Origin of the sequence: Fictibacillus marinisediminis (assembly GCF_023149135.1) — a bacterium.
Taxonomy (GTDB): Bacteria; Bacillota; Bacilli; order Bacillales; family Fictibacillaceae; genus Fictibacillus_C; species Fictibacillus_C marinisediminis.
Map to the genome: position 1 here is coordinate 1,024,874 of NZ_JAIWJX010000002.1, position 14,470 is coordinate 1,039,343.

Below are 14,470 nucleotides of genomic sequence, written 5' to 3' on the forward strand. Positions count from 1 at the left end.
ACATGAAACCTGGAATAAGTGCAGAAGATTTATACAGGCTGAAATTTGTAAGCGACCCTCAAGTGTCTCCGGACGGGGAAAAGGTTGCCTATACCGTAAAAAGGATCAATAAAGATAAAAACTATGAATCTCATCTTTATATTTGCACATTGAGTTCAGGGGCTACTGTTCAATGGACGAGAGGAAGCCACAATGATACCAGTCCAAGATGGTCGCCAGACGGAAAGCTGCTATCATTTGTTTCAGACCGAAGCGGCAAGAACCAGATTTGGCTGATTTCTGCAGAAGGCGGGGAAGCCGAGCAGCTGACTTCAAGTGAGGGCGGTGCTTCTAGCCCGGTTTGGTCTCCAGATGGAAAGTCTTTGCTTGCGGCGATCACCGTGAAGAAAAAGACGGATGGAGAGAACAGGCTGCGGCCGCTGGAAGTAACTGAGCTTCAATACAAAGCAGACGGAAGAGGCATGCTGAAAGACGAGTATTCTCAGCTCTTTCTTATCGATAGGGAGACAAGAAACGAAACACAGCTGACATCAGGGCCGAACGACCATTTTGGTGCGGAATGGTCACCAGACGGCGATAAGATTGCATTCAGTAAGAGCAGGACAAATGAAGATACGGTTTCTTATGCATCTGATCTGGTGATCCAGCAGCTGGGAGGGGAAGAAAAAATCGTCAGCCATGGAACCGGAGCATTTACTGATCCGGTATGGTCGGCAGATGGCGAATACCTGGCCTATTTCGGCCAAACATTTGAGCATGGCAGCGCGACCCTCGGTAATTTGCATGCTGTACATCTGGATAGCGGCGTAACGGTATGTCTGACCAAGAATTTTGATGAACATGCCGGTGACGCTGTGATCGGTGACATGCACTATGGACACCCAGCACCAAAGGCTGCCTGGTCAAAGGATAGGAAGGGACTTTATTTTATCGCCACTTTAAACGGAAACTCTTCGCTGCACTATGCTACACTTGAAGGAGAGGTTTCGCAGATCACAAAGCAAGACTGTCATCTGTATGGGTGCGCGGTGGATTCAGAAAATGACTATGCAATCTTTGCTGCAAGCTCGCCGGTCATCCCGGGGGATTTATTTTATGCTTCTCTGTCCAATTCAGCCGAAGAAGTAAGGCTGACGGATGTAAACAGTGAGGTGCTATCCGAAATCGATCTATCACATCCAGAGGAATTCAGGTTTACAAATGATGAAGGCAATTCGGTTCAGAGCTGGCTTTTGAAGCCTCCCCGATTTGAAGAAGTAAAAAAATACCCCCTCGTGCTGGAAATCCATGGCGGCCCGCATGGGATGTATGGCAATACGTTCTTCCATGAGCTGCAGATGCTGGCAGCATCCGGCTATGTGGTCCTTTATAGCAATCCGCGCGGCAGCTACGGCTACGGCCAGCAGTTTGTCAAAGGATGCATGGGGGATTACGGCGGCGGAGATTACCGTGATCTGATGGCTGCTGTAGATTATGTTTTAGCACATTATGATTTTGTGGATATGGAACAGCTTGTCGTTACTGGAGGGAGCTACGGAGGCTTTATGACGAACTGGATCATCGGCCGCACATCCCGGTTTAAAGCTGCTGTTACCCAGCGGTCCATCTCCAACTGGCTGAGTTTTTACGGAGTCAGCGATATTGGATTTTATTTTACGAAATGGGAGATCGGGTACCATCTTTTTGAGGACCCTGAAAAACTGTGGCAGCACTCGCCCTTGCGATTGAGCAACAGGATGGATACGCCGCTTCTCATACTGCATGGCGAAGAGGATTACCGCTGCCCGATCGAGCAGGCAGAACAGCTGTTTATCGCTTTAAAACAGCAGGACAAGAAGGTGAAGTTTGTCCGTTTTCCAAAGGCTGATCATAACCTTTCACGAAATGGCGATCCTGGGTTAAGGGTTGCACGGCTTCAGTTTATTGTGAGCTGGTTTGACCAACAGCTGGAAGAGCTTGAGAATAAAGGGGGAGCGATTCTTGAAAACGCTGCTGCTGACCGGGTTTGAGCCATTCCTGGATCATCCTTTTAATCCGACAGAATATATTGCAACCAAGCTAAACGGCAAAGTCATTGGAGGATATGAGGTAAAAGGGCGGGTGCTCCCTGTGGAGTACGGAAGGTCTGCTAACGAGCTGATTTCCCGTTATGAAGAACTGCAGCCCGATGCGGTTATCATGCTCGGTCTGGCAGCTGGCCGTAATCGGATTACTCCTGAGCGAGTTGCCATTAATGTGAATGATGGGCCAATCGATAATAGGGGAGAAGAGATGTCTGACAAGCCGATTATCAATGGAGGACCAGCCGCCTTTTTTTCGACTCTTCCCGTTAGAAAATTTGTGAAAATTTTAAATAAAAGAGGTATTCCTGCAGAACTATCGAATACTGCAGGTGCCTACCTTTGTAATAATGTCATGTACAGTATGCTGCATCACTTGGAAAAATCAAAACTCGATATACCTGCTGGCTTCATTCATGTTCCTCCGTCCTATGAGCTGGCTGTGAACGACCGGTCCATTTCCGGATGGCCAAAAGAGACACTGCTGAACGCTATTGAAGTCGTGATTGATTCACTGGATAAAAAAATAACGGGAGATGAGCAGAAGTGGAAAAATTATATGACCGATTAAAAGAATTGTATCCAGAAATGGTGAAGATCCGCCGGCATCTGCATGAAAATCCCGAGCTTTCATTTGAAGAAGTAGAAACACCGAAATATATCGCAGCCTATCATGAAGAACTGGGACATGAAGTGCGCAGAAATGTCGGGGGAAGAGGAGTGGTTGCTGTGCTTCGCGGCGGCAAGCCTGGCAAAACAGTAGCTCTTCGTGCGGACTTTGATGCCCTGCCGATTCAAGAAGAAAATGATTTGGAATACAAATCGAAAGTCGATGGTGTCATGCATGCCTGCGGACATGACGGTCACACTGCCACATTGCTTGTCCTGGCTAAAGTGCTGAACAACCTGAAGGATGAGCTCGAAGGAACGATCGTTTTTATCCATCAGCATGCGGAAGAACTTGCTCCTGGAGGGGCGATTGCCATGATTGAGGACGGTTGCCTGGATGGCGTAGACGTTATTTTTGGCACCCATCTTTGGGCGGTTACGCCGTTGGGAGAAATTGAACACCGGACAGGTCCTTTTATGGCAGCGGCCGATAAGTTTGATATTGTTATCCAAGGAAAAGGAGGCCACGGTGCACAGCCTCACCTTACAAAAGATGCGGTGGTAATCGGTTCACAGCTTGTTATGAACCTGCAGCAGCTTGTCAGCCGCCGTGTCAATCCGATGGAGGCAGCCGTCCTGTCAGTTGGCGCTTTTGAAGCGATCAACGCTTTTAACGTTATAGCGGACACAGCTAAAATTACAGGCACTGTCCGTACGTTTAAAGAAGATGTCAGGGCATTGATGGAACGGGAAATTGAACGAGTAGTGAAAGGAACGTGCATGTCTGCTGATGCGGGCTATAGTCTGTCCTACAAGCGCGGATATCCACCAGTCGTCAACCATAAAGAAGAAACTGATTTTATAGCAAGGATTGCACAGGATGTTCCTGGCGTTACAAAGGTTGTTGAAGGTGAGCCGCAAATGGGCGGCGAGGACTTCGCCTATTATCTGGAGCATGTGAAGGGAACGTTCTTCTATACAGGTGCACAGGATGAAAACTGGAGTGAAACGTATCCTCATCATCACCCGAAATTTAACATTGATGAAAGAGCCATGCTAGTTGCGGCCAATACATTGGGAGCTGCATCATTGACCTTTTTGAAGGAAGCAGCAAAGAAAGAAGAGGCTGCTGTAAAAAAATAGAAAGAGAATGAGAGCTGGTTCCGAACAGGCGAAAACGACAAGCCGGACCAGCTTTTTATATGTTTATGCAAAGAAAAGAGAACATTTCTTATCTTTGGAAGGAGAAGATACTAATGGAACAGTATGAAAAGAAGATTACGGACTTTATCATCATGCACAGAGAAGATTTTCAAAATAAGCTGTTATCCGAGGCTGTAGAAGTCGCAGCGAAAATAAATGATATTTTACGATCAGGAAATATTGATCTTTTGAAAAACGCTGAGAAGCTGGTAACGTATGTCGTGGAAAGGAAAGAAACTGAGCTTACTTCCTTTGCTCAGCAAGAGGGAGTGGCTTGGGCAGAGCATTCTTTAACCCTTACTCTTAAACTGGAGTGGGTACATGCAATTAGAAGGACGCTGTGGCACTATCTGTTTGAATATGATCAACTGAACACACATGGACTCAGCATTTCAGACTATAGAGAATCGTTTTTTCAGATGGAGAAGCGGATCAATGACGGCATCGATAAATTTCTTAATGGTTTTTTCATAAGCTATTCGGCTTATAAAGATGAATTAATCAACGCTCAGCGAAAAATGGTTGAGCATTTATCGGTTCCTATTATACCGATCAGTCCTCATATAGCGGTTCTTCCTTTAATCGGTGTTATTGATGTGTACCGTGTGCATACCATTGAAGAAAAAGTATTAACGGACATTTCGGATTTAAAAATACGGACGTTAATTATGGATCTATCAGGCATTACAGATATGGATATTAATGTGATCCACCATTTTCAAAGAGTGCTGAGCGGCGTTTCGCTGATGGGATGTGAAGCTGTCATTACGGGTCTGCGTGCGGAACTCGTCAGGAAAATGATTCATTTCGATGTTTCGTTTGATGATCAGGCGTCAACAAAAGGAACGCTTCAGCAAACGTTAGCCGAATATTTTTAAGACGGTCTGCATTCATAAATTATTTCTAGTAGGAGGTATAACTTTGAAAAAAACAATATCCAGGCTGCCGATGCCTGCTGGTCTAAGAATAGAACTTTCCAGAGCAGCCGGGCTGGATAACGAAACACTGTTTCGCGCATTGAAAGAAAAAGATGTGAAAGCCTTACAGCCAGCGGGAGAAGATCTGGATTGGGAGTACATGTTTTCGTATGCAGAACAGCATGAAGAGGAAGTAAAAGCAGCGATCTATCATGGCTACGAATTTAAATTCCTGACGATCAACGGATTGAGGAACTATTTGAAGATACGCTTTGGTTTCAAGGATGGCCATGATTTTGAAATCAATGAAGAGGGCATTGTTTCACTGGAAATGAGTGCGGAAGATGTAAAAGAGCTAGAGGGCGCATTGCCAGACCACTGGATTCTTTCAACGCTGGATGTGCCAGAAGAAAAAGATAACCGAAGAAAGATCCAGATCAAGCCAGCGGCTCTTGAGCAAAACAAAGCAGCAGGAAGCTAACGAAATATAATCAGGATGAGGAAGTGGCGGGATCAGTCCCGCCGCTTTTTTTGATTTTAGTTTTTTGTTGTTTGTGCCAGGCACTGCCATTACACAAGTGTCAAATGCCGGTGCCTGGCACAAATAAAATGGCACCAATAAAATAAATTTACATATACTGTATTTACAAACGTAACAGTGTTATGTTACATTGATATCAGAATAGAAAGGAGTCGCTAACTTGAGCAATGAACTGATATCAAAAAAAGACCTGTTAGATTTGGCTGGAATTTCTTATGGACAGCTGTACCGCTGGAAAAGGAAAAACCTCATTCCTGAAGAGTGGTTTGTGCGCAAATCAACGTTTACAGGCCAGGAGACGTTCTTCCCGAAGGATAAAGTGCTTGAACGAATCGACAAGATTCAATCGATGAAGGAAACGCTTTCTCTCGATGAACTTGCAGAACGGTTCTCACCTTCCGTAAAAACGGAGACCAAAATCACAAAAGATGAACTACTGCAGCGAAACATTGTTTCAAAAGCGGTGCTTGATCTGTATTTGAATGAAAATGGAAATATCGAGCAGTTTCGGTTTGATGAACTGTTGGAGGTGTTTATCTTAGATAAGCTGCTGACTTCCGGAGACATCAGTCTCGACGAAGGAAAGATGCTCCTTCAAGTCCTTAAGGAAGCCCGAGGTTCACTCAGCAAGAGCAAATACGAACTTTTGTTTATCCGAAAGCTTGGCGTTACTTCATGCCTGCTGCTGTCAGGAGCAGAAAGTATAATGGTTGACCAGAGATCAAAAGTGACAGTTAGGCTTTCTGTAACGAGCTGTGTAGAAGAGCTAAAAACAAATTTGTAAAGGAGGATGATTATGCAAAGCGGGATCAAAGGAAATCTTACCATCAATGGATACGGATCATCGAATGGCGGACATTTCGAGAAGGTCAAACTCAATGGCAGAGGCACGTTGAACGGCAATATTGAATGTGTCCGGTTTGAGTGCAATGGGTCAGGAACTGTACATGGTCATTTAAAAATGCAAAATGCAAAAATCAGCGGAAGCGGAAAAGTTAAAGGCGCAGTGGAGGGAAACGACTTTGCCATTGAAGGGAACGGCTCAGTGTCCGATAGCGTAAGCCTAACCAACAAAATGAAAATATCAGGTTCGGGAAAAATTGGGGGCAGCCTTAAAGCCGATGAAATCAAGATCAATGGAAAAGTAACCATTGCAAACGATTGTGAAGCTGAAACCTTTAAAGCGGACGGCCAGTTTACCATCGGAGGCCTGCTGAGTGCAGATCAAATTGACATCAGACTTCACGGTGAAAGCTCAGTTACCGAAATGGGCGGACAGTCCATTAAAGTAAAAGGAAAAAAGGGTCGTTTCTATCATCTTTTCAAAGCCTTTTTCCCAGTCAAGCTGACAGTAAAACTAATTGAAGGCGATGACCTTGAACTTGAAAGCACAAAGGCAGATGTCGTTCGGGGGAACAATGTTACGATCGGCCCTGATTGCGAAATTGATTTGGTTGAATACCAAGGGACACTCCATCAGGATGATAACGCAAAGGTAAGAGAAATCAAAAAAATATAACGACAAACGGAAGGAGGATTACGATGGCGGAAGCAAATAACCTTACGATGAACGGTTCAGGAAGCGCATCGGGAGGCTTGTACAATAAAGTGAAAATTACGGGAGAGGGAACCATCACTGACGATTTTGAATGTACCTTTTTTAAAACATACGGATCGAGTGAGGTGTCCGGAAACGCCAAAGCAGAAGTTTTTGAAATTTTTGGCGAGACCGAAGTGAAAAAGAACTTGGACGTGCGAAACATGAAAGTACTTGGAACGCTTTCAATCGGAGAATCAGCAAAGATCGACAACACAAAGATCCTCGGAACGGTGGAGGTTGCCGGAAGATTTACCGGGAATAAGGTGGACCTCAAGGGCAGTATAGTTGTAAAAGGGGATCTTGAAGCAGAGGAATTTGTATCAAGCGGCCTTTTTGAGGTTTCGGGCCTTCTGAATGCAGATGTGATAGACGTCAAGCTGAGGTACAGCACGAGCCACGTTCAGGAGATGGGCGGAGAAACAATCCGTGTCCAAAAGAAAGGCGCCTTCCTGCCTTTCATGAAAAATGAAGGATATCTTGAAGCTAAGACCATTGAAGGCGATGATATCTTTCTGGAAAATACAACGGCTGATGTGGTGCGGGGGAAATTCGTACGGATCGGTTCTGGCTGTGAAATCGGGTTGGTCGAGTACTATGAAGAGTTTAAGGCTCTATCTGGATCATCGGTTAAAGAACACCGGAAAATAGATTAAAGGGAATTTGAAGGCAGTCGCCTAGGAGGCTTTTATATGAATGAAACTGCTTCTCCGTCAAAAGCGGGTATGGGAACCCTTGAAAATGCAGCGATAAAAGAAGTTTCGTTTAGAGGCGCAACACTCAAAAATGTGTCTTTCATTTCGAGGATTACCTTGTCTAAGAAATATTACCGTGTTATTAAATCCATCTGTTTTGATGGCGCAATGATGGATAAATTGACCTATGCCGCGCTAAAAGGCAAGGAAGCAGATTTATCAAAGGTTACTGTTATATAAGGAGGAGAAGAATATGCCAAACAAGTCCATTCAAGTAAAAGGTTTGCAAAAGTCCTTCAAGAAGCTTCAGGTCCTAAAGGGTGTCGATTTCGAGGTGGAAAAGGGAAATATTTTTGCTCTGCTTGGCTCCAACGGTGCAGGTAAGACAACGATTGTCAAAATCCTCACCACGCTGCTGAAACCGGATGGAGGGACTGCCTTCGTAAACGGATTCGAGGTTATGTCAAAGGACGATGAAGTGCGGCAGTCAATCAGCCTGACCGGGCAATTCGCCGCTGTGGATGAGGTTTTGACAGGGCGGGAAAATCTGATCATGATTGCCAAACTGCGGCACCTTAAACATCCACGCCAAGTAGCGGATGAGCTGCTAAAACGGTTCAGTTTGCTGGAGGCCGCTGATCGCAGGACGTCTACTTATTCCGGCGGCATGCGCCGCAGGCTCGACATCGCCATGAGCCTTGTGGGAAAACCGCAGCTTATTTTCCTCGACGAACCGACTACCGGGCTAGACCCCGAGGGGCGCATCGAGGTTTGGAAGATAGTCAAAGAACTTGCTGAGAGTGGTACGACTGTATTCTTGACCACTCAGTATTTGGAGGAGGCTGAACAGCTTGCTGATAGAATTGCCATTTTGCATGAGGGCAGGATTATTGCCAACGGCACGCTTGAGGAACTGAAAAAGCTATTTCCACCTGCAAAGGTGGAGTATGTGGAAAAACAACCTTCATTGGAAGAAATCTTCCTCGCAATCATCAATAAAAAGGAGGAAAAGTAACAATGAATACACATTTTTTCAGCGACATGGGTGTTATGCTTGGACGTTCCATGCGCCATATTTTGCGAAGCATGGACACCATCATTACGGTCAGCATCACGCCGATTGCATTATTGCTGCTGTTCGTCTATGTGTTTGGTGGTGCAATCCAAACCGGTACGGATAATTATGTGAACTACCTGATGCCCGGCATATTGCTGATAGCGATTGCGAGTGGTATATCTTATACGGCTTACCGCCTGTTTTTAGATAAGCAAAGGGGCATATTTGAGAGGTTCCACTCCATGCCGATTGCACGTTCCACCGTGTTGTGGGGGCACGTGCTAACCTCGCTGGTATCCAACGCTATTTCTGTAGTCGTAATCATTCTCGTAGCGCTCATTATGGGCTTTCGATCATCGGCCGGGGTGCTGTCATGGCTCGCCGTAGCCGGTATACTCGCGCTGTTTACGCTCGCCCTGACTTGGATCGCGGCGATTGCCGGACTGTCCGCAAAATCGGTGGACGGTGTAAGTGCCTTTTCCTATCCTCTAATCTTCCTGCCGTTTATCAGTTCAGCGTTTGTACCAACCGAGTCGATGCCGTCGGCAGTTCGCGCCTTTGCTGAAAATCAGCCGGTAACCTCGATAGTGGAATCCATTCGTGCGTTGTTGTCAAGGCAGCCAGTGGGTAATGACATATGGATTGCTCTTGCGTGGTGCGTTGGGATTATGATAGTGGCTTATATCTTTGCAATGAGGGCGTATAAAAAGCGGGTATGAAGAATGTAACGGAAAAATAGTTTAGCAGAGGTACAGCTACAACCGCAATCAAAGGCACCACAAGGAATGGGTCAGGAAGCACATTCGGCGGCATATAACAATAAGGCCGGGTTTTATAAGGGATTGAAAAAATTAAAACGTGTATAGGGAGAATTGAAATGATTCAAAAAGAAAGCAGGTTAGGATTTGTTGTAGCGGGGCTGCTGCTTGCCATCCTGATGGCATCGATGGATAACACGATTGTTGTTACTGCGATGGGAACGATCGTGGGTGATCTGGGTGGCCTTGAAAGCTTTGTATGGGTTGTCTCTGCTTACATGGTAGCTGAAATGGCAGGAATGCCAATTTTCGGGAAGCTTTCTGATATGTACGGCAGAAAACGATTCTTTATTTTTGGACTGATCCTGTTTATGGCAGGTTCCTCACTATGCGGAACGGCCGACAGCATTCTTCAGCTCGGCATCTACCGGGCGATTCAGGGGATTGGCGGAGGAGCTTTGATTCCGATAGCGTTTACCATTGTTTTTGATATCTTTCCTCCAGAAAAGCGAGGAAAGATGGGCGGACTGTTTGGAGCGGTCTTCGGGCTTTCCAGCATTTTCGGTCCCCTTTTGGGAGCTTATATCACCGATAACATCAGCTGGCATTGGGTTTTCTACATTAACCTGCCGCTCGGAATCCTTGCGTTAGTATTCGTTGGCTTATTCTACAAAGAATCACACGTTCATACGAGGCAAAAAATTGACTGGCTCGGAGCTGTTACGCTGATTGGAGCAGTTGTTTGCCTTATGTTTGCGCTGGAGCTCGGCGGTCAGAAGTTTGATTGGGAATCTTGGCAGATCATCAGTCTGTTTGCCGGCTTTACTATCCTGTTCCTGCTGTTCCTGGGAGTGGAACGAAAAGCGGAAGAACCGATCATCTCCTTTAAAATGTTTCAGAACCGCTTGTTTGCGGGGAGCACTGTTGTCGCCTTCTTTTATGGTGCTACTTTCATGGCTGCTACCGTTTATATTCCTATTTTTGTTCAAGGCGTGTACGGTGGAACAGCGACCAACTCAGGGCTGATCCTGCTGCCGATGATGCTGGGTTCTGTGGTTACAGCACAGGTCGGAGGATTCCTTACTTCTAAAATGAGTTACCGCAGCATCATGTTCCTTTCTGGAGTCATCATGATTGCTGGATTTGCTTTATTGAGCACGATCACGCCGGATACAAGCAGACTGGTACTAACGCTGTACATGATCGTCGTCGGCCTTGGAGTAGGATTCTCCTTCTCGGTTCTCAGCATGGCCGCTATCCATAATTTCGGCATGCATCAGAGGGGATCCGCTACATCAACGAGCAACTTTATCCGTTCACTCGGCATGACGCTCGGAATTACCATCTTCGGTACGATTCAGAGGAGCGACCTGGAATCACTGCTCAAGGAAACATTTAAAGGAATGGGAGGAACGATGCGGGGCAGCGGAGCAGGCGATGCCCGACAGATTCTTTCTGAACAGGCGAGGGCAGCGATTCCAGCGCCAATACTGGAAAAGATCACCGCCGCCTTGTCCGACTCCATCGTCCATACCTTCATGTGGGCACTCATTCCGGCAGCGGTTGCCTTCCTGTTCGTCTTCCTCATGAGCAAGGACCGAATGACGGTGCCAGGCACCGGTGTTACACAAGTGTCAAAAGAAGGTGCCTGACACCCGAAATAAAAAAACGCGATGCCAAATTATTCGGCACCGCGTTTTCGCGTTTTTTACGTTCTTTTATTCCTTTCTCAGCTCTGGAGGAACGCGACCGTCGCTCGGTTCGCTTCCTTCTTCTGTGTTATGTACTGTCCAGGCTATCAATGTGGCACTGTCGCGGCTATGATGAGTCTGTACCGAATGCAGAAGCCGCTTTACACCTTCCTCCACACTGCTGTCATCAGCAAACTGACGATACACCTTCTCCGCCTCCTCAAATCCAGCATCAGGGCACTCGATCATCCCATCCGTAGCAAGAAGCAGTACGGTTTTTCCTTTGCGAAGCTCGCGCACTCCTGAGCTGTAACCAGGAACAGGCAATTCAAACGTATTCACCTTCCCGATCCACTCATAAAAGTTCCGCAGGTTCAATTGATATTGCTTAAACTGTGCCAGTTCGGGATGGAACAGGTAAAGCACGCAATCACCGATTGAAAGCCACCACACATAATTTTCTTTGCGGAACGCGATCAGGCAGGCGGTTTCACCTTTTACTTTTTGGCACTTCGCACGAAAATCAGCGCTCTTAAACAACGAAACTATGCGTGACTCCACCTCTGTAAAACAATCAGGTGCCTGAAGTCTGAACGCTTCAAGCAATTGCTCTTTTTCAGCTTCCAGCTCTTTAACGACAAGCTCGGCACTCTCAGCACTATAATGGGCATCAAGTATGGCAGCAAACTCCCAATCTCCCTTTTCACAAGCCCATACGAGGCAGCCGTCTTCATTCTTATTGGCACCGGCAAGAGAGTTTCCTCCATATCTTCCGACCGTGATATGATGAAGGGAGGAGATGGCAGGCTGGTCAATATAAGGATGGGAGCTGCCGACCCAGCTGATTTCATTCATTAATTGTTTCATAGTCCATCTCCATTTGAGCTCTCAGTCTCTCGCACACCGCATCGACTTCTTCTCCGGTGCCAAATGGAGCGTCTTCCCAGTCCAGGACTTCCCATGGTCCCCAGTATTCTTCAGGCGTGCCAGGATATCGGGGAGTCAGATGCATATGAAGATGAGGAACACCATGTCCGGAAACACGGGCGTAAATGTGTTCTGCTCCTTCGCTTTCTTTAAGGGCTTTGCTGATTCTTGCCATGGCTACACCAAAAGCCTTTGCTTCTTCAAGGTTCATATCGGCCAATGTCGGTACATGGCGTTTTAAATCAATCATGACATATCCAAGGTAAGCAGGATTTTCGCCTTTATCGATATGGCCAATGTATACATAATCATCTTCGTAGATCATCTTGCCGGCGGTTGTTATTGTGCCTTTGTGTTTGCTGCATATAAAACAGGAATCACTCATACAGGACAGCTCCCTTTTTTGATATTTTTCAAATTATATACGATATCAGCTATTTAAGGAATAGTTTTCCAAATAATAAAGGAGGAATCATAATGGCGAAAAGATGGGCGCTCTCATGGAGTGGAGGAAAGGATGCGTGTATGGTGCTTGATCAGCTTGTGAAACAAGGAGAAGAAGTGGCATGTCTAATGACGACCCTTCCAAAAGAAATCGGCCGAACGTTTGGACATGGAGAAAGAACGGAGCTCATCCAGGCCCAGGCTGAGTCACTCGGCATTCCGCTTGAATGGATTCCGTGTTCGTTCGAGTCCTACACTGAAAATTTTATATCCGAACTAAAATCCTTCAAACAAAAATACAAATTGGACGGAGTGGCTTATGGGGACCTGTATTTGGATGAGCACAGAAATTGGGGAGAAAACGTCGCTGATCAAGCGGGCCTTGAAGCCGCTTATCCGCTGTGGATGAAAAAAGAAGAAGCACCTTCAGCGTTAAAGAACTTCGTTGAATCAGGATATCAAGCAAAAATTATTAGAGTATCCAACGCGCATCTTGAAGTGAAGTGGCTGGGAAGAGAAATAGACGCTTCGTTCTTAAAAGATATTCAGGAAACCGGTATCTGCCCGATGGGGGAGGCAGGTGAATACCACAGCTACGTATACAGCGGACCATTGTTTCGCTATCGCATCCCAGTAATGCCGGGGGAAATCATGGAACTTGAAACAACAAAGCGGATGGAGCTCTCGTTACAAAAATCGGCTGCAGTCAATACGGATTGAACCAACCTGGAAAGGAAAACGGCGACCATGGAGGAAACGGATAGGAGATGGAGTAGGAGTAAGGAAATGAGTAGGGCGATGAATACGGAGATGAATAATACGGAAATGTATAAGGTGAAGAAAAGGATACAGGCACGGGAGGATGAGGAGCTTGAATGAAAGGAACAGCCGGGACTGCAGGAACGGCAGGAACAGCTGGCACGGATACAGTCACTCGTGTGATAGAATTCGGCGTAGCAACGATGCGCCCATCGCGGTCCAGGATTAATCCATTGGTTGTCTGATCAAGCCATCCGAAATGATGATGCTGATGATTAAAAAGAGGAAACATAACAACCCTCCGTTATTCAAACTTTAACCATAAATTATTCGTGTACAGGAAGAAAAGTGAACAGAGAAAAGGAGAACTGAGGCCAGTTCTCCTTTTTTATATCGTTTTCGCTTCATGTGAGGGCAACAAAGGATTTATTTCTCTGATGATCTCCTCTGCAGACCTGAAGCTCTCATCAATCTGCAGAAGTCGTCTTAGCAAACTTTGGACTTCTGGAGACAATGATAGCTCTTCTTCCCAGCTTTTCTCCTTTTTCGTTTCAGGTTCATAACTCGAATAGAGAAGAAAAAGCAGAAAGTGGCCAAGAGCATAGAAGTCGCTTTTTATAGTGGCTTCCCTCATTGGATTCCGCTGCTTGTATTTAACCAGATGGTCATCATCCTCGGAAAGCCTGCAAGCAAGACCGAAATCGATAATGTGCAATTTTCCTTGGTCCGAAATAATATTGGGAATGCGGAGATCACGATGGACGATTCCTTTTTCATGAAAAGAGCTGACAATGCTCAGTCCCTCTTTCAAAATCGAAAGAGCTTCCACCTCCGTAAAGCGAATGCCCTCTTCAAAAATTAAATCCTCAAACGTTTTTCCGGATACATAATCCATGACGATGAACCGGCCGCAGTCATCCTGCCAAGCCTGATGAACAGTGGGGATGGCAGGATGATTCAGCTGTTTAAGAATTCCAGTCTCCCGCTCAAAGAATTGCCGGCCAGCTTTTGTCCAAGCCTTTGTTTTCCTCAGCTGCTTAACCGCCACTGTTTTTCCGGAATACTTATCTAAAGCGGTATACGTGATTCCGTAACTCCCCATGCCCAGCGCTTTATTGATCCGATAACGGCCAAATAGGGTAGTGCCCGGCTTAAGCGGCCGGTCTAGGATCAGCCGATACAGATCCTTTGCCCAATGAAACATCATGGATA

Annotated in this window: 16 protein-coding genes and 1 pseudogene; 13 read left to right on the plus strand and 4 right to left on the minus strand. The window is 46.1% G+C overall.

Annotated elements, in window-relative coordinates:
- Positions 1-2: 2 nt before the first annotated feature.
- The 12 genes and pseudogenes from LCY76_RS05665 to LCY76_RS05720 all read left to right on the plus strand — a co-directional run bounded on the left by LCY76_RS05665 (position 3) and on the right by LCY76_RS05720 (position 11,089).
- On the plus strand, positions 3-2,009 hold the full coding sequence (locus LCY76_RS05665; protein WP_248251809.1) for a S9 family peptidase: 2,007 nt from the start codon (positions 3-5) through the stop codon (positions 2,007-2,009).
- Positions 1,981-2,631: a pyroglutamyl-peptidase I gene (locus LCY76_RS05670; RefSeq protein WP_248251810.1), complete on the plus strand. Its 651-nt coding sequence runs from the start codon at positions 1,981-1,983 to the stop codon at positions 2,629-2,631. Before LCY76_RS05665 ends, LCY76_RS05670 begins: the two co-directional genes overlap by 29 nt.
- Entirely contained in the window at positions 2,607-3,812 is a 1,206-nt protein-coding gene (locus tag LCY76_RS05675; RefSeq protein WP_336606247.1) for a M20 family metallopeptidase, read from the plus strand. Before LCY76_RS05670 ends, LCY76_RS05675 begins: the two co-directional genes overlap by 25 nt.
- Before the next feature lie 113 nt (positions 3,813-3,925).
- Positions 3,926-4,750 carry an STAS domain-containing protein gene (locus LCY76_RS05680; RefSeq protein WP_248251811.1) on the plus strand — a complete coding sequence of 275 codons (825 nt, stop codon included), beginning with the start codon at positions 3,926-3,928 and terminating at the stop codon, positions 4,748-4,750.
- 43 nt (positions 4,751-4,793) lie between these two features.
- Positions 4,794-5,270 (plus strand): hypothetical protein, encoded by a 477-nt coding sequence (locus LCY76_RS05685; RefSeq protein WP_248251812.1) that lies wholly within the window; start codon positions 4,794-4,796, stop codon positions 5,268-5,270.
- 220 nt (positions 5,271-5,490) lie between these two features.
- Positions 5,491-6,114, plus strand: coding sequence for a YhbD family protein (locus tag LCY76_RS05690; RefSeq protein WP_248251813.1), 624 nt, complete (start codon positions 5,491-5,493; stop codon positions 6,112-6,114).
- Positions 6,115-6,126: 12 nt separating this feature from the next.
- Positions 6,127-6,849, plus strand: coding sequence for a bactofilin family protein (locus tag LCY76_RS05695; protein WP_248251814.1), 723 nt, complete (start codon positions 6,127-6,129; stop codon positions 6,847-6,849).
- A gap of 23 nt (positions 6,850-6,872) precedes the next feature.
- Complete coding sequence (locus tag LCY76_RS05700) at positions 6,873-7,583, plus strand: bactofilin family protein (protein WP_248251815.1); 711 nt, start codon at positions 6,873-6,875, stop codon at positions 7,581-7,583.
- Positions 7,584-7,664: 81 nt separating this feature from the next.
- Positions 7,665-7,862: pseudogene (locus tag LCY76_RS05705) on the plus strand (pentapeptide repeat-containing protein); the annotation flags it as partial.
- Between the two features lie 13 nt (positions 7,863-7,875).
- Positions 7,876-8,637, plus strand: coding sequence for an ABC transporter ATP-binding protein (locus LCY76_RS05710; protein WP_248251816.1), 762 nt, complete (start codon positions 7,876-7,878; stop codon positions 8,635-8,637).
- A 2-nt stretch (positions 8,638-8,639) separates the two neighbouring features.
- Positions 8,640-9,398: an ABC transporter permease gene (locus tag LCY76_RS05715; protein ID WP_248251817.1), complete on the plus strand. Its 759-nt coding sequence runs from the start codon at positions 8,640-8,642 to the stop codon at positions 9,396-9,398.
- Positions 9,399-9,556: 158 nt separating this feature from the next.
- Entirely contained in the window at positions 9,557-11,089 is a 1,533-nt protein-coding gene (locus LCY76_RS05720) for an MDR family MFS transporter (protein ID WP_248251818.1), read from the plus strand.
- A 66-nt stretch (positions 11,090-11,155) separates the two neighbouring features.
- On the opposite strand, the gene LCY76_RS05725 is transcribed toward LCY76_RS05720, so the two are convergent.
- Both LCY76_RS05725 and LCY76_RS05730 read right to left on the minus strand, forming a co-directional pair.
- On the minus strand, positions 11,156-11,995 hold the full coding sequence (locus LCY76_RS05725; protein ID WP_248251819.1) for a PP2C family serine/threonine-protein phosphatase: 840 nt from the start codon (positions 11,993-11,995) through the stop codon (positions 11,156-11,158).
- A complete protein-coding gene (locus tag LCY76_RS05730) occupies positions 11,976-12,440 on the minus strand; it encodes an HIT family protein (RefSeq protein ID WP_248251820.1) in 465 nt (154 codons plus the stop codon). Before LCY76_RS05730 ends, LCY76_RS05725 begins: the two co-directional genes overlap by 20 nt.
- Before the next feature lie 92 nt (positions 12,441-12,532).
- Between LCY76_RS05730 and LCY76_RS05735 the strand changes: the two genes are divergently transcribed.
- Positions 12,533-13,219: a Dph6-related ATP pyrophosphatase gene (locus LCY76_RS05735; RefSeq protein ID WP_248251821.1), complete on the plus strand. Its 687-nt coding sequence runs from the start codon at positions 12,533-12,535 to the stop codon at positions 13,217-13,219.
- Here the strand turns inward: LCY76_RS05735 and LCY76_RS05740 are convergent.
- Both LCY76_RS05740 and LCY76_RS05745 read right to left on the minus strand, forming a co-directional pair.
- A complete protein-coding gene (locus LCY76_RS05740) occupies positions 13,206-13,550 on the minus strand; it encodes a 4-fold beta flower protein (protein ID WP_248251822.1) in 345 nt (114 codons plus the stop codon). The genes LCY76_RS05735 and LCY76_RS05740 overlap by 14 nt on opposite strands.
- 96 nt (positions 13,551-13,646) lie before the next feature.
- Positions 13,647-14,465, minus strand: a complete 819-nt coding sequence (locus LCY76_RS05745) for a serine/threonine protein kinase (protein WP_248251823.1) — start codon at positions 14,463-14,465, stop codon at positions 13,647-13,649.
- Positions 14,466-14,470: the final 5 nt, after the last annotated feature.